An 18,324-nucleotide genomic window follows, 5' to 3' on the forward strand; every position below is an offset into this window, starting at 1 on the left:
GCTGAACGAATGCTGAGATCAACAATGGCTCGGCGAATCGCTCGTAATTGCCCCTATTCAAGCCCGACAACAACTGGCTCAGGAATGAGATCGATGCCGAAAGCATATTGAACTCCATCTTGGATGGCATGTGCCAACGCCCAAACCTCGCTCGCTTTCGCTCCTCCAATGTTAGTCAGCGCAAGTGTGTGAACCGATGAAAGTGCTGCGCTGCTCTGCTTGCTGACTCTGAATCCTCTGTGGAATCCTGCATGATCGATCAGCCATGCGGCAGAGGTCTTCACCCCCGGTTGACCATCAGCAAGCGTAACGCCGAACTTCGGTGCGTTATCTGGAAGTTGTTCTGCGCGGTGAGCACTGATCTGAGGGTTGATGAAGAAGCTTCCGCAACTATGGCGATCCGTGATCCTAAACACATGCGACGGTTCTGTATCGTCCAGACGCAGTGCGTCGACAACCTGGTTGTCTTTGGCAATGTTTTCTTCTCGTTTCATCCCCGACATCCAGTGATTATTGTATCGCGCGGGATCTTCAAGCATTCCCTTGGCAGCTCTTACCCTCAGTACCGCGCCTCGAATGACCTCGGTATTCATACGATCTCCAAGGCTTGCATTCAGGGCTCTGGCAAGTTGCGGATAGGCCAGTGTGCCAGTCGGACTGTGTCTGAGTACGAAGGTCACTGAGAGCACCACATACCGAGGGCTTGGGAAGAACTTCGCTCCCTCTTCCCCAAACATCGACTGTTTCAGCGCAGATGTGCGATAACCGAACTGCATACTATCGCCATCGAATGTCAGGACAACCTTGGCTTTGCGATCCCACACCTCGACACTTTCGACGCTCGTTGCGACTTCCTGACCATACGCACCTATGTTTTGCACCACAGAAGCACCGACAGTTCCTGGAATTCCAGACAGCCCTTCTACACCCTCCAAGCCAAGTGATACAGCAAATTCAACGAAATCATCCCAGTTGGCACCAGCGCTTGCAGTGAGGTGGACGGTCGTGTCAGTGCCTTCTACCGGATCGGCTTCATCGGGAACGACAATGTCTCTGCGTCCATCTCGGATGACTACGCCATGGAAAGGAGCGTCACCAACCAACATGTTCGAACCGCCGCCAAGCATACACAGGGGAATTCCAGCGTGGTCGGCGTCTTCAATTGCCTCGATAAGGCCCACACGCGTTGTAGGCTCTGAAAATCTTGCAATCTCGCCGCCCACTCCAATGGTGGTTAGGTCTGCAAATGATGGTGATGAAGTCATGGTTACCAGCCTATCCCACTCCAGAAAAAACAGAAGACCCGACCTAAAAGGGTCGGGTCCTGAGGTAAGAATCTGAAAATTCAGCGAGTCTCCCGGTGAATTGTCTGCTTGCCACAACGTGGGCAGTATTTTTTCAGCTCGAGACGATCCGGAGTGTTACGGCGATTCTTCGTCGTGATGTAATTACGCTCTTTGCACTCGGTGCACGCCAGCGTTATGCCTGGACGAATATCTGCGGCCTTTGCCATAGTTCACCTCTATTAGTCTTTCCCACCGGATGTTACCAGTGATTGTAGCGAGGGAGAGACTCGAACTCTCGACCTTACGATTATGAGTCGTACGCTCTAGCCAGCTGAGCTACCCCGCCATAGAGCCTCGAGTGAGAATCGGACTCACGACCTCTTCCTTACCAAGGAAGTGCTCTACCACTGAGCTATCGAGGCGTGGCGGATAGTGGATTCGAACCACTGAAGCATTACGCGGCTGATTTACAGTCAGCTCCCTTTGACCGCTTGGGAAATCCGCCATGTCACCGAAAACGGCAACTTTGCCATCTTGCCACGCTTTCGCATATTCCGCAAGTTGTGGACTCGCCGTGTCGCATCAGTATGAGCAACCTGATACAACACCGTCACCCTCACTCAGCCGTCACACCGCTCCATATCAGTATGCAGACCCTCCAACGCGTACAAACAACCAGGAGGAGGGCAGATTCAAGCTGTGCACCCCACCTACCGGTTTTGAAAATTCCGTACTTTTCCATTAAATCCTTTCCGATAGTCGGCAAAGGCATGAAAAAGGCTCTGAGCCGAAGAAAAATATGATTCAGAGCTTTTCATATAGCTTGAGTGAAGGAAGCGTGACGGTAACCACCTCAGACAGTCAGAACTCCACTACCTGCTCAGAAGTCCCAGTCGTCGTCATCGGTTTCGACAGCCTTGCCCATCACATAGCTGGATCCCGAACCGGAGAAGAAGTCGTGGTTTTCGTCTGCGTTGGGGCTCAACGATGCAATGATCGCAGGGTTGACATCAGTCGAGTCCGAGGAGAACAGCGCTGGATACCCAAGGTTCATCAAGGCCTTGTTGCCGTTGTAGCGCAGGAACTTCTCGACGTCCTCGACCAGCCCGACACTTTCGTAGAGGCTGCGCGTATAGTCGACCTCGTTGTCATAGAGGTCATTGAGCAGCTCGTAGGTGTAGTCGCTCAAATCCTGGCGTTCAGAGTCTGAAACCTTTTCGAGACCCTTCTGATACTTGTATCCGATGTAGTATCCGTGAACCGCCTCGTCGCGGATGATCAATCGAATCACATCTGCGGTGTTGGTGAGCTTCGCATGGCTTGAGAAATACATGGGCAGATAGAAACCAGAATAGAAGAGGAACGATTCGAGCAGAGTAGAGGCAACCTTGCGCTTCAATGGACTGTCGCCCTCATAATAGTCGAGGACGATCTGCGCCTTCTTCTGCAGGTATTCGTTCTCTTCGCTCCAGCTGAATGCATCGTCAATCTCTGGAGTCGAGGCAAGCGTCGAGAAGATCGAGGAATACGACTTCGCGTGCACCGATTCCATGAACGAAATATTGGTGTAGACCGCCTCTTCATGGGGTGTGAGCGCATCAGGAATCAGCGAGACCGCGCCAACGGTGCCCTGAATCGTATCAAGCAAAGTCAGACCGGTAAACACATGCATCGTGAGCGTGCGCTCTTCGTCGGTCAGCTTCTGCCAGCTGGGAATGTCGTTGCTGATCGGCACCTTTTCCGGAAGCCAGAAATTACCGGTCAGACGATCCCACACCTCCAAATCCTTGTCATCCTCAAGACGATTCCAATTGATTGCAGACACGCGATCAATCAGTTTCAGTGGCTGTCTCGGTATGGAAATAGGTACCATAATCTTCCTTTCACATAACTTCCTGCTGCGTGTGGTCCCCATCACCGCAATGTATCAGCAATGTATCGCGGCGAATTGCGAGCTCCGGCATCCTTCCATCAGTACTGAAGGATTTTCTCCAGGAACACCAACCGTTAATGCACACTCATTGTACTCAAATACACGCGCATCATCGCTCAACAAGAAATTTTCTGCACGTGTGAAAAATCACACTTTATGGAGTTCCCACCTTGTAACATGACGAAAACAGAAGACGTTCTAGTATGGATTTCAAGATGTGAAAATCGAATTCCTCATCACGCGAATACACAAGACAGCCGAGCTACTTGCATAGGCTCGACCGCGCAGAATGCACTTCTTGATTCGGGGGTGATTCATGACGCCGTATATATTCAACGTCCAACATTTTTCGACGCATGACGGGCCAGGCGTGCGTACAACCGTCTTTTTCAAGGGCTGCCCGATACGATGCGCATGGTGTCATAATCCTGAAAGCCAATCGTTCAGACCAGAAACCCTGACCAATGAAGACGGTTCCACCGAACATATCGGTGCCCAATATCGTGTTGATGAACTCATTCACGACCTGGCCAAGGATGAGATCATATATGATCAGTCAGGCGGTGGGGTAACGCTTTCCGGCGGTGAGGTGCTGGCGCAGGACAGGAAATATGTATTCGAGTTGCTCGAAGGACTCCATGAGCGCGAAATCAGCATAGGCATTGACACATGCGGGGTTGCACCGCAACGAATCGTCGAAGAAAGCGCAGCATATGCAGATTTCTATCTATATGATTTGAAGTTCATCGATGACTCGCTGCACAGAAAATACACCAGAGGATCAAACCGTTTGGTGCTAAGAAACCTGGAAACACTTGCCCGTCTTAACGCACGGATCATGCTCAGACTCATCATTCTCCCCGGTTTAAACTCGGATGAATCGGTTATTGAAAGCACCATGTTATGGCTGAAGACTCATCACATTGCAATTGAACAGGTCGACATACTGCCATACCACACCTATGGCATGAATAAATATGCAAAGCTTGGACGAAAGGCCGTGCCATTCCCTGTTCCATCCGATGAGCTTATTGAAAGAATCAAGCGACAGATAGAAGACTTCTACCAGAATGTGACAATAGGAGGCTAACTATGACGCGTGTGTTTCCGGTACTGCGCAAACGCAGCCATAGCCATCCAGGATCCAGATCTGGCGCTGAAACGATAGGACGGTAGCAACTGCCAAGTACGCCGCAACATATTGGGGTACACACATTCCGCTGGCACCATTGCAATCAATGGGGCTGTGCAATTGCCTTTATCGCAAACCATCACCGCATGGCGACAATATCGGCAATACCACGAACAGCACTGACAAATCTTAGGTGACACATCTTGCATGCCAACCTTGAGCATCCTTATCACAATCTGGAGAGTAACAATGAGTGATCTGCAATTTATCTCGACCATACCAAGTTCCACAAGTCAACGCCCGGAACAGCTTCACGAAGAAACGCAGGAACGGCGACAAACGCTGAAAAAGCGCGGCTCAACGCCGCGAACCCAGCGACTTCGCAACATAAGCGAATCGACACATCCTTCGATTTCCCTTGAAAGGGCGCTCATCGAAACCGATGTATATCGCAAATATGAAGGAAAACTTCCCACACCAGTGTTGCGCGGTCTTTTCTTCAAAACATTGATGGAACGCCGGACACTCTATCTCGGTGACGACGAACTCATCGTTGGAGAGAAGGGAACGTCACCGCAGAGTGCACCGACATTCCCTGAACTGTGCTGCCACACAATCCAGGATTTCAACAACATGAACGACCGCGAACATGTTTCGTTCAAGGTAACACAAGAGGATAAGCGCATTCAGCAAGACACCATCATTCCTTTTTGGAAACAACGGGCGACCATGACAAAAATGTATTCCGCGCTTCCACAGAGCTGGCATCTCCTATTCGAAGGTGGCATGTTCACGGAATTCATGACGCAGCGGGGACCCGGGCACACTGTCGCCGACGGAAAAATCTATGGTAAGGGCTATGTGGACTGCATTACCGACATTGATGCGCAGATTGCCAGGATTGACTACAACCATGACATGAATTCGGCTGCGAAGAAGGCTGAGCTGCAGGGGATGAAACTGACATGCGAAGGCATGATTATCCTCGGAAAAAGATATGCGCAGAAGGCTCGAGACATGGCTTCATGCACTGAAGATGCGCAACGTCAGCAGGAGTTGCTTGACATTGCACGTATCTGCGAACGCGTTCCTGCCCATGCGCCAACAACCTTCCGTGAAGCCATACAGATGTATTGGTTCACGCATATCGGCGTGACGAATGAAATGAACAATTGGGATTCGTATTCCCCTGGAAAACTTGATCAGCATCTTCAGCCCTTCTATGAGCGTGGCCTCCGTGAGACGAAGCTGACCCGAGAGCAGGCTCGTGAACTCTTGGAATGTCTGTGGATCAAATTCAACAGTCAACCCGCCCCGCCAAAAGTTGGCATCACCCTCAAGGAATCAGCGACATATACCGATTTTTGCAATATCAATACCGGTGCGCTCAAAGCAGACGGTAGTTGCGGTGTCAGTGACGTAAGCTATCTGATTCTCGATGTTATGGACGAAATGAAGCTTTTGCAACCGAGTTCCAACGTGCAGATATCTCGCAAGACTCCTGAACACTTTTTGCATAGGGCTTGCGAGATTTCAAGAAAGGGCTGGGGGCAACCGGCCTTCTATAACTCCGACGCACTGATTCAGGAACTTCTGGGCATGGGCAAAACATTGGAAGATGCACGCGAATCCGGAATCGCCTCAGGTTGCGTTGAAGTTGGCACCGCCGGCAAGGAGGCGTACGTGCTCACCGGATATCTCAACATTCCCAAGGTGCTGGAGCTGGTTTTGAACAGAGGCTTCGACCATTACAGCAATGAGCAGATTGGCCTGGATGTCGGTAATCCGAGAGAGTTCTCAAGTTTTGATGAGCTCTATGAGGCCTTCGAACGTGAATTGCGATATGTCACGGACATCAAGGTTGCTGGCAACAACCTCATTGAACAGCTATTCATGGATACCCTGCCCGTTCCATTACTGTCGGTCATCACCGATGACTGCATAGCCTCTGCAAAGGATTATAACTGCGGCGGTGCTCGATACAACACGAGCTACATTCAGTGCGTTGGCATTGCCACGATTACCGATTCTTTGGCGGTGTTGCGCAAACACGTTTTCGTTGACCACAGCTTCAGCATGAACGAGTTGATAGATGCCTGCAACGATGATTTTTGCGGCAGCGAGAAAATACTCGACCTTGTAAAAAATCACACGCCGAAGTATGGCAATGATGATGAATTCGCCGACTCCATCCTTCACAATGTGGACGATTCGTTGCAAGCCATCATTGCAGGCAGACCGACTCCGAAAGGCGCTCGAACCATAGTTGAATTCCTGCCAACTACATGCCATGTGTATTTTGGTCAGACAATGACAGCATCACCGAATGGCCGACGTGCCCATATTCCACTTCCCGATGGCATATCACCAGAAAAGGGAGCTGATCTCCATGGTCCAACGGCTGTGATTCGATCCGCTGCCAAAATCAATCAGCTACGCACAGGTGGGGCATTGCTCAATCAAAAATTCACCCCTTCCGTCGTTGCCGGCAAGAAGGGCATCCTAGCAATGTCGGCGTTGATACGCGCCTATTTCACTTTGGATGGCCATCACATTCAATTCAATGTCGTTGACCGAGCAACCTTGATAGATGCCCAGAAACATCCGCTGGATTACACTGATCTCATCGTTCGAGTCGCCGGATACAGCGATTATTTCAATAATCTTGACAAGGCATTGCAGGACGAAATAATTGCAAGGACGGAACAGGCACTCTGACATAGCACGGTGCCCATACCATGCAACCATGGTATGGGCATCATCGTCGCTTTCACGATCAGACAAGAAAGCCCTGAGGGTATATGTCGTCTGGGTCGAGAACAAAAGTTGAAAAACCAGTGGTAAAGGCTTTCCCAGTTATGCGAGGAATCACAGCTTCATAGGGACCGACGGTCGTTGTCCGTTCCACCTCGCCGATAAATTGAGAGCCGGTTATCGACGAGAACGCAGCACGCTCCCCCACCCCAATCTTTCCTGCATTCAGCAATGTTGCAAGCTTTGCACTGGTTCCCGTGCCGCACGGGGAGCGATCAATCTGTCGATCACCGAATACGACACCATTCTGGTAATGCCGGTTGCCCTGCAAAGAGCTGCCAAATTCGACAAAATTGACTCCTGAAATGTCAGCCAGAGGATGCCTGACATTGCATTGTTCACGTGCGGCCTGAAGAATTTCCATTCCAAGGTCCATGACCTTCGGTGAATTCACAGGTTCGAGTTCAAGTCCAATCTTATCGGCATCAACGAGCGCAAAAAAGTTTCCACCAAATGCGATTGTGACATCGACCTCAGGCAACTGGGCATCAGGCAACCTGAGAACAACATGTTGCTCGGCCACAAATGCCGGAACATTCGTCAAGGTAACATTCGCAACCTGTCCGTCTCTGACATGAACCTGCGCTGTAACCAGGCCAGCAGGTGTATCGAGCCTGACATCGATATCGTCGTCATAAATCTGCTCGAAAGATTCATATCGTCCTGTAACCAGCCCTGATTCCACAGCGAATGTGGCAACACCAATCGAACCATGTCCGCACATGGTTGCGAATCCTCGGCTATGGGAGAATACAACACCAATATCTGCATCCGGTCGAGTTGGAGGGAACAGAAAGGCACCAAACATGTTCCGATGTCCTCGTGGCTCAAGCATGAGCAACTGACGAATTCCGTCATAATGACGTTCCATTTGCCGCATCACCGCAATGGCACTGTGACCGTGCAACATTTCCAAACCGGATACGACAATTCGCGTGGGCTCACCCTGCGTATGCGATTCGACGGTTTGGACTATCGGACGGGTCCGATAGACATCAGCAGCTTTCAGTCGCCGCACCGCATTTTCGGTACGCTGCTGAAACGAATTTTCATCTATTTGAGCGGTATTGACCATCATTAATCCCTTGAAGAAATATTGTGCGAACCTGCAGACTGTTGTCGCGGTCCCACGATGCCCTGCAAGAGATTGCAGGGTCATTGCCTGATGACGAACCGTTTCAAAGTTTCAGCTACTATTCGTGTCGGCTCACCGATCAAAGGCTGAGAACCTTGGTATAGACACCAGTCATAGAGCATTGATCGTTCTGTAATTGCATACAGTCTTACGATGTCGTGTGCCGACGTTTCTTTTGTTATTTCACCGTTTTCCTGTCCTTTTGCAACGAGTTTGCGATGAATGGCAAAGTAATATCGTTTCTGATTTACCAGTGAACGGTCACCACGGGGATTCAGCTGCGAAGCGAGCAAGGCACTGAGCATTTCAACCGGAACGTCACGCTCGATATAGTCGAAAAACTGAACATTCAACCATCCGATTTGTTCAACGACGGATGTCTGAGGATCGAGTCGTTGCTCGAGCTCATGATATTTGTCGTCAAACAAATCGCTCAACGTGCCCAGCAAGGCTGATTTTCCTTGAAAGTGATGATAGAAAGTCCCTTTCGCAGTACCAGCCTTTTCGATGATTTCATCGACGGTTGTCTTGTCAAAGCCTTTGTCTCTGAATAAACTCCATGCCGCATGGATGATACTTGCCCTTGCATCCCTCACCATGAACAACTCCCTTATACATCTGCGATAGTGCTTTTAGCACTCTACATCAGACTGCAGTCTGGAAATCAGTTCATCTGCTTGCGTACACAAACAATGCTCCCGGCCGTAAGCACCTAATTTTCATACATTATGTCTATATTCATAGGGAAGCATTTTCAACTGTCCAAAATGATCGAATTCCTCAACAGCATCGAGCGTGTCCTTGAGAATTCCGGCTTGCATCTCCTTGTTGTTCGGTTCGCCGGCATTGGAACCAATGGGAACATGGGGTGCCGTGATTCTTGGAGCTCCCTGTTGCCGAGCGATTGGAGGCAATGCTGCAATCAGGCATGTGCTCATGCCTGCAGCCTCGCAAGCTCTCAACACGATGGTCGCCGAACGATGGCATGTTCCGCATCCGCCGGTAGCCAAGACGATGTCGGCCCCTTCTTCCTTGAGCTTGTGTGCTATTTCCGGACCAGTGGCTTTCGTGAACTTATCAACATTGCCACCACCTCCCATAAATCCATAGAAGGTATCGACCAGAGAACCGATGAAACCTTCATCACGCAGTTCACGCAACCGGTCGATGGGCAGCATCGCATTCACATCCTTGTTGATATCTGAATTATCGAAACCGCCATGAGTCACCATGAGTTCGCTCGAAGGAGTGTCACTCGGTATCTCGCGGTATGTAGAGTCACCAGCGGTATTGAAAGGAACCTGTTTCTTATTGTGAATTCCTCCTGAGGTAATGAAGGCGACCTTGCACTGTGACAATGGTTTCTTCAATGGGGTCCACACGGGTTTGGGAGTGATGGGAACATAAATTTCAGAACGCAATCCTGGCGCTGTAGTGAGTTGCATCATTATGTGATCCTGACTTTCCATGATTGAAATGGTTTAGAGTACATTGACATAGCTGAGATAGAATTCACACTTCTGCCCCAGCTCAAGATTCTTATCGGTAAGAATGCAGCGCAAAGGCAGTGAGAGGACACCCATTCGACCGTCGATGCCGACGCGCACGCCAACCTCGGTTATTTCCTTGATGGTTCCGTGCAATAGCAGTGGCTGCAATTCGACCTGCATTGGTTTTCCTTCGTCTTTCGCAGTTTTGTCGATTCATCTGGTCGCCGAGCGACGATCTTTGGGACGCGGACAATGTATCCCATCACACACGGTCATCGAGCAAGCTTCTGATTGTCCTTGATGATTGCCTCGTCCCAACGGCGTTCAGGCGGCTCTATAGGTATTCCCGACATCTTGTTCTTCAACATGAGGATTGCACGACGGGCATCATCTGCGGTGAGCGTGTTGTCCGCGAGAATCTCATTCTCAAAACCCTTCTCGTCCTTGTTGAGCTCGATCATCGCATCCATGTATGGATTGCCGACAACCAGCTGTCCCTGATACGCCGCGAAAGTCACACCCACCACTGGAACTCCGCGAGATCCGATCTGCTCGATGTTTTCGGAAAAATCAATATGGTTGTTTCCAAAGCCTTCGGTCGTGATAATTGCACCATCGACTTCCATTGCCTCGATCTGGGACCCAAGACGACTCGATACGAAACTTTTCTCGTCATTGACCTGTGGAGACCCGATGAACACCACGCCGGTCAGATCGAGTTCCTCATCATTTTGCAAAGCCTCGACAAGAGGTTCGCGGAAGAAATGCCTGGTGATCTCCTTGGTGGCCGGCCCGATGCATGCCAAAGCGTGAATGCCTCCATCAAGCACCTCGTTAGGACTCAAGACAACAGGCACATTACCCATGTCGACGTTTTTCTCGCCGCCTTGGACACCGCAAGGTTCGGAAGGTACAAGAAGATTATCGTGCATCGCCCCCTGACCCATGATCTCTTTGACAAGAACGACGCGCGGACGTCCTTTGCGTCGAACGTCCTTGAATACTTCCTTATTGACTGCATCTTCAGTCGATAGAGCGCCGATCTTCTCTCGTATGGCTCGAATGATTACGTCACAGGCACTATGCGCGGCAAAAGGTCCACGACGCTCCATGCCTGTGCCTTCTTCAATCCGAACATCGACACGGATCATAATGTCGCTGTCATCAGGACAGCCTGGCCGTCCAAAGCGAATCTTTTCATCCATATATCCCTCACAGGAACCGAATTCGTGAATCTGAACACCAGCCTCATCCATGCCAGTGAGCACGAAAACCGCTCCGGAGAGCACATTCGTGATACCTTCGCCAAGCTTTCCCTCTGCCTTGGCTGCGATGGGAATGACATCCATGATCGTGTTCGAATACACATGTCGAGCATTCGGAGCAATCACATCCATTGTGATGTCCTTGACCAAGGAATCGGATTCCTTTGCTTGATCGACAAGCGAACGGTCAATCGAGAGAACTCCGTCTGCATATGATGTCTGGCTGCCAAGAACAACCTGGTGAACCGGATAATCTCTTTTCACCAGAGTGCGAAGCACCTTGTCGGGAATTGATTCCTCAACAGCAGGTGCCTTGAAGCTAACAGACTCCTTCATCCCCTCTGCCGGTGCGATCGAAGGTAAGACACCGAGGGGGATATCCAAATCAATCCCTTCGCTCTTGTCGATATGCAAATGCAAGGTACCGTCAGAATTTATTGTTGGAACAGACTCGACAGACTGTTTGGAAGATGCCGGAGTCGCTTCTTTATCCTGAATCTGACTCACCGCTTCGAGCGCAGACTCATCCTTCTGCACCGAATCAGTCAGCATGTCTGGCGTTAGTTGAGTAAGTGCCTCGGCATCGGATGCAAGTGTTGCACCCAAAGCCTGTCTGATGCTGAGGCCATCATCGCTGAGCGTCATCAGATTCGATTCGACCATATCGTCGAAGATCGTCGGATCTTCAAAATCCTGACCGCTCAATAGTGTTCCGGCAGGCCGTCTGCAGCACAACACTGCAGGATCGTCAAGGTGCTCCTGCAAGACCTCTTGAGACAATGACATATCGATTCCTTTCTAAATGTGGCATCAAGCCTGTGAAATTCTTGTTGTTTTTCTGAAAGATCTGATGAGATGTTCTCGGCCTGCAATCATGTATGCGTCTGTCACATGATGCACCCGCATACCAATCTTCGGAGCAATTTGCATGACAGTATTCGTGCAGTCGGTGCAATGACTGATGAGAATGCTTTGTGCACCCTTCTTCTTCAATGCAAGAACAGCTTGGGCCTGTCCTGGGCACACGCCCGGATTGCGACATTTGAGACGGTCATTCGGCAGGCGACAGACATTCTTGCACATCTCGATGCCACATAATGAGGCACCCTTGCTTGCAACAATCGCCTTGAGCCTGTCTTCGCTTGCTCCGCAGGCACACACTATGATTCCCATCGGACCACGGTCCCGTATCTCCGGACCCGCGATAATGATTCCACCCGAAGTCGCTTCAATACTGCTTTTGGCAGATATCGCGCCGCCCATGTATGGCCCGCCCATTAGCAGCTGAGCATCGCTGGCAACCTGTATATGCAGAGCATCGAGCACTTCACCGACGCTGATTTCGATGGGGACATCATAGAGAACCAGACTCACATTATCGTCGTACCCGCTGCCTTCAATATTTCCAGCAACGGTGAGGTCCTTTGTTTCGACCACTTCTCGATTCACCACCGCGCGATGCAGACGCATCAAGGTTTCCACATTGCTCACCACCGCGCCAGCCTTGCTTGGCAACTCATTCGGGTCGAGAAGCACTCCGAGCACATCCCTCACGATTGCACGTTCATCGCCGGCAGGATATCGATCCTCGAGCATCTTGATTTCGATTCCCGGACTAATGTCGAAATGCGAATTGCCGATATGTGCATCAGACAATGCAGACCGTAGGGTTGCAATTTCACGCTCATGCTTTGCCTTGATTGCGATGATGCCCCGCTCAGCACCTATTTCGTGCATCGCAATCGTCAATCCGCTGAGAATCTCTTGGGGATTCGATTCGATTCTTGCAACGTTGTGTTCCAAAAGCGGTTCGCATTCTGCAGCATTGGCAATCACGACGTGGCACCCTTTTCCAAAGGAGAGTTTCTTCCACATCGGAAAACCAGCTCCACCCATGCCGACCAATCCAGACTGACAAATCCGTTCGGTCTGTGTGAGTTTCGCAGGCAACGTTTTGACCGCATGCTCCCCAAATAGTAACGATGCAGGAATCACTCGGTATTGGCGATCCATCATGCTTCCCTTCTAACAGAAATATGCGAAATGAGTGTTGTCAGGAACAAGTCCACTCTGTGGCGATATCCACCGACAAACGCCAGACTGCGATTATGAGCCGCCCAGAACCCCTGTTGATCCACGGCGAGCCAACAACGTTTTTGTTCTTTGTTCTAGAACACATTCTAGTCAGAGTAATTGAACATATATGTTACGAATAGATGTATTGCAAGTAATGCACGGTCTGGAACAACTCGCCGCCAAATCCAAGCAACCGCCATCAGACGACATCACTCGTTGCAAGTCAATGATTCACTGCGCTCAGGAACTGCCGAGTCCGCGATTGCTGTGGGTGATCCATGATTGCCTCGGGAATCCCCTCTTCGATCTTATGACCGTCTGCCATCACCACCAAGTGATCCCCCACCGTTCGCGCAAAGTTCATCTCGTGCGTTACGACTACCATCGTCATTCCACTATCCGCAAGCTCACGCATAACATCCAGCACCTCATGCGCCAGTTCGGGATCTAGTGCCGATGTAGGTTCGTCGAATAACATCAGTTTTGGCTCAAGGGCAAGGGCTCTCGCAATCGCGACCCTCTGCTGCTGTCCACCGGAAAGTTGGGTTGGATGAGATGATGCCTTATTTTTCAGTCCCACCCGATCCAGCAGTTTGAGGGCAACCTCGCGTGCCTCACTTTCATTCCTTCGCAACACGTGACGCTGTGGAAATACCACATTCTGCAGCACCGTCATGTGTGGAAACAGGTTGAACGACTGAAAGACCATGCCACATGTGCGCCTCAATGACAGCAGTTCATCCTGTCTCAAGGGGAAAGATACATCATAAAAGTTCCCGTTCAAGCTCATATTGCCAGAATCAGGTTGCTCCAATAGATTGATGCAACGCAGCAGTGTAGATTTTCCAGCACCGGAAGGACCGATTATGGAACAGACCTCTCCCTTGCGCACACGCAGGGAAACTTGATGCAGAATCGTATTTTTACCAAATGATTTCGTAATTGCACCCAGTTCCAACATGAAATCTTCTGATTCATTCCTTTGAGTATCCATACTCACTCCTTGTGCGGGTTGTCATCACAGTGGCACATAATGGTGTTTCCATTCATGTCGTTCATGCACAATGGCATGCCTAAGTTGTCGTTATTCAGCGAAACAGCATGCCATTGAGCAGAGAATGCAGATGGTGATCTATCTGTAGGACACGTCAGCTCAGAGGGACCACGTACTGCTTTGTTCCCACCTTTGCCAAGCCTGAACTCAGTTTCTGTGCCTCCAATAGCTTTACAATCGTGCCATCGCTATGCGCCTTCTTTATTCCAGCGTCCAATGCCTTGCCAAGCGAAGTGTTGCCCTTGGTATATGGGAAGGCGGCTTCCGGTGCCTGAACCGTCGCCTGCACCCTCTTGTCTGGGTGATCGTTGGCGAGGGCGACTGAGATGGAATCGTCCTTGGCGAATTGAGGAACCTGCACGCCGTATGCGTCTATTGCCACGTCGATACGGCCAGCGTCGAAATCGGCTTTCAGCTCGACACTGCTTGGATAGGTCTTCAGCTTATCGCCGAGAATGTTCTTCAAGTCGTTGACCCACAGGTAACCGTCAACGGTACCGACCGAATTGACCTTTTCAAGGTCGGCTATGGTTTCGACATGCAGACTCTTCTTTGCAGCCATGCCCAACCCGTCAAGATAGGTCGATGATGAGAAGTCAACCGCCTGCATACGCTTCGCCGTGGCATCGATGCAACCTATGGCCATGTCAATGCTTCCACCCGTGATGGATTGAACGGCATCGGCATATGTGGCCTGCTGCCACACGGGCTGGAGATTGTTTTTCTTGGCTATCTCCTTGACCAAGGTCACGTCAATGCCTTTAGGATCGCCATTGTTATAGCTTGAGAATGGTGGAATATCGATGACCCCCACCGTAAGTTTTCCGGAAGTTACCGTCGTGATCGACGAGGATGATTCGCTTGAGCTGCTTGACCCGCATGCTGCAAACGTTGCGACTGACAGCGCTGCCAAGGACACCGCTGCCACAACTTTCCGTAACGAGAATCGTGTCATAATCCTATCTCTTTCTGTTTCTGGGTTGGGTAACCCAACTTCATGGTTCTTGCGCGCCCGCCCCGGATGGGAAACGGACACCGCTGGAAACCGCCGTGCAATGAGAACGACGACCGACAGTGCTGACGGTTTGGCTAATATGCCGTGTTGATGCGCCGCTCCACCCATGTGGTGATCCATGTGGATGGAAGTGTCACCGCGGCGTAGACCAACCCGGCAAGAACGAATACTCTGAGATACTGGAAGCTCTCTCCTCCCAACGAATACGCCTGCTTCATGAGCTCGGGAACGGCTATGGTATATGCCAAGGATGTGTCTTGGAATGCCAGGATGGTCTGCCCCATCAGACCGGGAATCGTTGACAGCAGACCTTGAGGTGCGACCACACGCAGAAAAGTGATTCTCGGTTTCAATCCCAGCGCCTGACCTGCTTCCAACTGCCCCTTGGGAACCGAGAGAATGCCTGCTCGAATGATCTCCGAGCAGTAGCACGAATAGTTCCACGCCAGAGCACCAATCACAGAGGCTATGTTGGTCAGATTCAAACCAAATCGTGGCAGACCGTAATAGACAAGATAGAGGATGACCAGAGCCGGCATTCCTCGGCCCACCTCGACGATTACGAGTCCCACGGCGCTGATCAGCCGATGCTTTGACATCACCATCAACGCAAGGCAGAATGCGAGAGGCAGTCCAATTGCAATCACGGCGGCGATAATCCACAGACTTTGACGTAGTCCAACAAGCAAGGTGGGAAGAAACTGCATCCAGCTGGTAAGCAGTGAAGCATTATCCGACAATCAAATCACCGACTTTCGTAGACGCTCGTCCAAGGAACGCGAAGCCATCGCAATGGGGACGCTTAAGGCGATGTAGAGCAACCCTGCAAACACATATGGCAGGACCCCCGAAATGCTTAGATTCTGACGCGCGTATGCCTGAGCCTGAAATACCATCTCTGCGACAATGATGGTGGATGCAATTGAGGAATTCTTCAACAGACCAATGAAATATGTTGCTATTGTCGGGCTTACGATGCGCACCGCCTGTGGGGCGATAATCCTGAAAAATGCAATCGGACGCGAGATTCCAAGGGCTTGCGATGCCTCGTACTGTCCGCGAGGCACAGTTTGCAAGCCTGCACGATAGATTTCTGCGAGGTAGCCGGCGGAGATCGTGCCCAAGCCCAGCAGCGCCGCCTCCAGCGATGTGAGGCGAAACTCCGGCGAGGAAATGCCGAACTTGAGAACGAACAGCCAGACAATCATCGGAACGCCCCGAAGCAGGTCAACGACCAGACGGCATATCAGGCGCAATGGCAGAATCGATGTTCTCAGACCGAGAGACAATGGAACCGCGAGTATCGCACCCACAATAAAAGATCCAATGGAAACTATCAAAGTCAACGGAAGTCCTTGCAGAACAACCAGAAGCGGTTCCATGCGCAACCCCCTTCTTAGGACACATCCCGAAAAAATCCAAAGTGGTGAAGTAATCATGTGCTAGTCAGCTGGTAGCACCTAACCTCTTGCTGCCAAGTAAAAGACTTCCTGTTATCGATTGTTTTTCGGTAAGGTAAACTGTAAGTGAACTACGTTCTAGTATGAAGTATTGATCGGCACGTAACAATGGTAGATTTCAGAGGAGTTCACCAGATTCCTACTGCCACCTTGCACATTCTCCCGCCTGTCTGCTCTGCTGAGACGGCAGGTTTTACATGTATGAAAGTGTACATAGTGTCAACACTTGCAATGAACAATGCCGATGCCAAGTACATATCACCCTGCATCTCACAACATGCATCAGGTGCACCGGTGGTGAACACACATCAGAAAGAGCATACGCGCCTCGGCAAAACCTATTGCACGCATCGACTTGTGCTACGCATGCGCGCTGGCAAGCTCGCCACAGGTCACCAGGATGGCATCGCGCAGAATGGAGAGCGCCTCGTCTATATGGAAGCTGGTGACAATCAGTGGAGGAATGACCCTGATGATCGAGGTGCCGATAGCCGTGGTCAACAGGCCCCGACGCAATGCTTCATGCTTGACGTCCAGCGCGTTGACAGATGAGTCGAATTCAAAGCCAACCAACAATCCCATGCCCCGTACCTCACGAATGTGTGGCAACGTTCGTGCCCCTTCCATCAGATATGCACCCATGCGACGCGCATTTCCGGGCAAGTCACGATCCATGATTTCGCCGACCTCGGCTAGCGCCGCCGCAGTGCACAGAGGGCTTCCACCAAAGGTCGAGCCGTGAGTTCCGGGGGTAAATGATGCGGCGATGCGCCTCGTGGTGCACATTGCCCCGATGGGTACGCCCCCGCCCAGCCCCTTGGCCATCGTCACAATATCGGGTCGTATCGCAAACTGCTGGTATGCCATCAGCGAGCCGGTTCGTCCCCAACCGGTCTGAACTTCGTCAAGAATGAGCAGCAATCCCTTGGAATCGCATAACGCACGAATACCTTGCAGAAATTCCTGCGTTGCTGGATGCACACCGCCCTCACCCTGCACCGGTTCAAGCATAATGGCAATGGTCGTGTCGTCTACTTTTGACGCGAAATCATCCAGATCATTGAACTGTGCATAGACAAAGCCTGGGGTCATGCCCCCATATCCGTTTTGATTGGCCGTTCCAGGCTGCCCTGTCGCTGCCATGGAGCCAAAGGTTCGCCCATGAAAGGAGTTGGATGCGGAAATAATCGTATATTTTTTGGAATTATAATGATCGGTTCCATATTTTCTTGCCAGCTTGATTGCAGCCTCATTCGCCTCCGTGCCCGAATTCTGAAAGAAAATCTTCTCCATACCGATGGCATCGCACACCTTCTTTGCCAGCAGTGCCTGCGGAATGGTATACGGATAGTTGAAGGTATGCATGATGTCGCCGACCTGATCCCGTATGGCTGCGACCACTTTGGGGTTTACATTACCTGCATTGTTGACTGCAATTCCACCATAGAAGTCCAAATAGGCATTGCCATCAGGATCATAGAGATACATGCCTTCGGCGCGTTCGGCAACGAAGTCATATCGCTCATATGTCTCAATCATGTAGGTATTGACAAGGTCTCGAATATCTTGCTGAGTCAATCCTGTATCCGCCAATTTCATACCAGACACCCCCTCGTCGAAAGAACCACCGACGCTTGATTTTGTAGTAATCGCGTACAGAGCAC

General features: G+C 50.8%; 17 protein-coding genes and 3 tRNA genes. 3 read left to right on the forward strand and 17 right to left on the reverse strand.

Features of this window, described 5'->3' with window-relative positions:
• Nucleotides 1-53: 53 nt before the first annotated feature.
• The 6 genes from BAQU_RS03725 to nrdF all read right to left on the reverse strand — a co-directional run bounded on the left by BAQU_RS03725 (nucleotide 54) and on the right by nrdF (nucleotide 3,159).
• Nucleotides 54-1,265, reverse strand: coding sequence for an FAD-binding protein (locus BAQU_RS03725; RefSeq protein ID WP_094692885.1), 1,212 nt, complete (start codon nucleotides 1,263-1,265; stop codon nucleotides 54-56).
• Between the two features lie 80 nt (nucleotides 1,266-1,345).
• On the reverse strand, nucleotides 1,346-1,513 hold the full coding sequence (gene rpmG / locus BAQU_RS03730) for a 50S ribosomal protein L33 (protein ID WP_094692887.1): 168 nt from the start codon (nucleotides 1,511-1,513) through the stop codon (nucleotides 1,346-1,348).
• 45 nt (nucleotides 1,514-1,558) lie between these two features.
• Nucleotides 1,559-1,632 (reverse strand) — tRNA-Met (locus tag BAQU_RS03735).
• A gap of 4 nt (nucleotides 1,633-1,636) precedes the next feature.
• Nucleotides 1,637-1,708, reverse strand: a tRNA-Thr gene (locus BAQU_RS03740).
• Between the two features lies 1 nt (nucleotide 1,709).
• Nucleotides 1,710-1,791 (reverse strand) — tRNA-Tyr (locus tag BAQU_RS03745).
• A gap of 375 nt (nucleotides 1,792-2,166) precedes the next feature.
• Nucleotides 2,167-3,159, reverse strand: coding sequence for a class 1b ribonucleoside-diphosphate reductase subunit beta (nrdF, locus tag BAQU_RS03750; protein WP_094692889.1), 993 nt, complete (start codon nucleotides 3,157-3,159; stop codon nucleotides 2,167-2,169).
• A gap of 376 nt (nucleotides 3,160-3,535) precedes the next feature.
• On the opposite strand from nrdF, the gene BAQU_RS03755 reads away from it, so the two are divergent.
• Both BAQU_RS03755 and hypD read left to right on the forward strand, forming a co-directional pair.
• A complete protein-coding gene (locus tag BAQU_RS03755) occupies nucleotides 3,536-4,309 on the forward strand; it encodes a radical SAM protein (protein ID WP_094692891.1) in 774 nt (257 codons plus the stop codon).
• A 291-nt stretch (nucleotides 4,310-4,600) separates the two neighbouring features.
• Nucleotides 4,601-7,069, forward strand: coding sequence for a trans-4-hydroxy-L-proline dehydratase (hypD, locus tag BAQU_RS03760; protein WP_094692893.1), 2,469 nt, complete (start codon nucleotides 4,601-4,603; stop codon nucleotides 7,067-7,069).
• A gap of 58 nt (nucleotides 7,070-7,127) precedes the next feature.
• Here the strand turns inward: hypD and BAQU_RS03765 are convergent, their stop codons facing one another.
• The 8 genes from BAQU_RS03765 to BAQU_RS03800 all read right to left on the reverse strand — a co-directional run bounded on the left by BAQU_RS03765 (nucleotide 7,128) and on the right by BAQU_RS03800 (nucleotide 14,999).
• Entirely contained in the window at nucleotides 7,128-8,243 is a 1,116-nt protein-coding gene (locus BAQU_RS03765) for a proline racemase family protein (RefSeq protein WP_094692968.1), read from the reverse strand.
• A 77-nt stretch (nucleotides 8,244-8,320) separates the two neighbouring features.
• Complete coding sequence (locus BAQU_RS03770) at nucleotides 8,321-8,899, reverse strand: TetR/AcrR family transcriptional regulator (protein ID WP_094692895.1); 579 nt, start codon at nucleotides 8,897-8,899, stop codon at nucleotides 8,321-8,323.
• A gap of 120 nt (nucleotides 8,900-9,019) precedes the next feature.
• A complete protein-coding gene (gene prdB, locus BAQU_RS03775; RefSeq protein WP_244568421.1) occupies nucleotides 9,020-9,769 on the reverse strand; it encodes a D-proline reductase (dithiol) protein PrdB in 750 nt (249 codons plus the stop codon).
• A gap of 12 nt (nucleotides 9,770-9,781) precedes the next feature.
• Nucleotides 9,782-9,970 carry a CBO2463/CBO2479 domain-containing protein gene (locus tag BAQU_RS03780; RefSeq protein ID WP_094692897.1) on the reverse strand — a complete coding sequence of 63 codons (189 nt, stop codon included), beginning with the start codon at nucleotides 9,968-9,970 and terminating at the stop codon, nucleotides 9,782-9,784.
• Between the two features lie 92 nt (nucleotides 9,971-10,062).
• A complete protein-coding gene (prdA, locus tag BAQU_RS03785; RefSeq protein WP_094692899.1) occupies nucleotides 10,063-11,841 on the reverse strand; it encodes a D-proline reductase (dithiol) proprotein PrdA in 1,779 nt (592 codons plus the stop codon).
• A 24-nt stretch (nucleotides 11,842-11,865) separates the two neighbouring features.
• A complete protein-coding gene (locus BAQU_RS03790) occupies nucleotides 11,866-13,071 on the reverse strand; it encodes a proline reductase-associated electron transfer protein PrdC (protein ID WP_094692901.1) in 1,206 nt (401 codons plus the stop codon).
• A gap of 283 nt (nucleotides 13,072-13,354) precedes the next feature.
• Nucleotides 13,355-14,125, reverse strand: a complete 771-nt coding sequence (locus BAQU_RS03795) for an amino acid ABC transporter ATP-binding protein (protein WP_094692903.1) — start codon at nucleotides 14,123-14,125, stop codon at nucleotides 13,355-13,357.
• A 154-nt stretch (nucleotides 14,126-14,279) separates the two neighbouring features.
• On the reverse strand, nucleotides 14,280-14,999 hold the full coding sequence (locus BAQU_RS03800) for a substrate-binding periplasmic protein (protein ID WP_211277106.1): 720 nt from the start codon (nucleotides 14,997-14,999) through the stop codon (nucleotides 14,280-14,282).
• Between BAQU_RS03800 and BAQU_RS10525 the strand changes: the two genes are divergently transcribed.
• Nucleotides 14,989-15,291 (forward strand): hypothetical protein, encoded by a 303-nt coding sequence (locus tag BAQU_RS10525; RefSeq protein WP_211277107.1) that lies wholly within the window; start codon nucleotides 14,989-14,991, stop codon nucleotides 15,289-15,291. The genes BAQU_RS03800 and BAQU_RS10525 overlap by 11 nt on opposite strands.
• Here BAQU_RS10525 and BAQU_RS03805 read toward each other — a convergent pair.
• The 3 genes from BAQU_RS03805 to BAQU_RS03815 form a co-directional block, all read right to left on the reverse strand.
• The gene (locus BAQU_RS03805; RefSeq protein ID WP_211277108.1) at nucleotides 15,275-15,940 is read right to left on the reverse strand and encodes an amino acid ABC transporter permease; all 666 of its coding nucleotides are present in this window, start codon (nucleotides 15,938-15,940) and stop codon (nucleotides 15,275-15,277) included. The genes BAQU_RS10525 and BAQU_RS03805 overlap by 17 nt on opposite strands.
• On the reverse strand, nucleotides 15,941-16,582 hold the full coding sequence (locus BAQU_RS03810; protein WP_094692909.1) for an amino acid ABC transporter permease: 642 nt from the start codon (nucleotides 16,580-16,582) through the stop codon (nucleotides 15,941-15,943). It abuts the gene before it with no gap.
• A 438-nt stretch (nucleotides 16,583-17,020) separates the two neighbouring features.
• Nucleotides 17,021-18,259, reverse strand: a complete 1,239-nt coding sequence (locus BAQU_RS03815; protein ID WP_094692911.1) for an aspartate aminotransferase family protein — start codon at nucleotides 18,257-18,259, stop codon at nucleotides 17,021-17,023.
• Nucleotides 18,260-18,324: the final 65 nt, after the last annotated feature.

Source organism: Bifidobacterium aquikefiri (genome assembly GCF_002259795.1).
Lineage (GTDB): Bacteria > Actinomycetota > Actinomycetes > Actinomycetales > Bifidobacteriaceae > Bombiscardovia > Bombiscardovia aquikefiri.